Annotated in this window: 1 protein-coding gene; it reads right to left on the bottom strand. The window is 69.0% G+C overall.

Translation table 11 applies throughout. The features are described from left to right. Positions 1-56: 56 nt before the first annotated feature. The coding region (locus tag AS93_RS0118390; protein ID WP_027591929.1) for a TIGR03862 family flavoprotein at positions 57-606 on the bottom strand (550 nt) is incomplete at its 5' end.

Raw genomic sequence — 606 nt, 5'->3', positions numbered from 1 at the left:
TCGGGGACTATCGCCTCAAAAAGGTCGGTAGTCGAGATACAAGGGCGGTCAGCGCCTTATCTGGCCGCCGCCGGGGCGCACTGGCCCAGCCACTCAATCACCCCGCGTGCCGCCGCGCGGCCGGTGGCGAAGCAGGCGGTAAGCAGGTAGCCGCCGGTCGGCGCTTCCCAATCGAGCATCTCCCCGGCGCAGAACACGCCGGGCAGTTTCCTGAACATCAGCCGCTCATCCAGCTCGGCGAACGGCACGCCGCCGGCGCTGCTGATCGCCTCGTCCAGCGGGCGGGTGCGCAGCAGGCGGATCGGCAGGGCCTTGATCGCTTGCGCCAGTTGCTGCGGCGCCTGGAAGGTGGCGGCCTCGGTCAGCTCGCGCAAGAGCGCGGCCTTCACGCCGTCGAGCTTCAACTGGCGATGCAGGTGCTTGGCCATCGACTGCGCGCCGCGCGGCTTGGCCAGCGCGATGGCGATCTGTTCCAGCGTGCGGTCGGGCAGCAAGTCCAGATGGACTGTCGCGGAGCCCTCCCGCTCGATTACGCCGCGAATTTCGGCGGACAGCGCATACACCAGGCTGCCCTCGATGCCGGTGGCGGTGAGGATGAACTCGCCG

Origin of the sequence: Pseudomonas sp. RL (assembly GCF_000647775.1) — a bacterium.
GTDB lineage: Bacteria > Pseudomonadota > Gammaproteobacteria > Pseudomonadales > Pseudomonadaceae > Serpens > Serpens flexibilis.
Note: the sequence above shows the minus strand (reverse complement) of the source record. Positions and strands in the feature narration are given on the sequence as shown.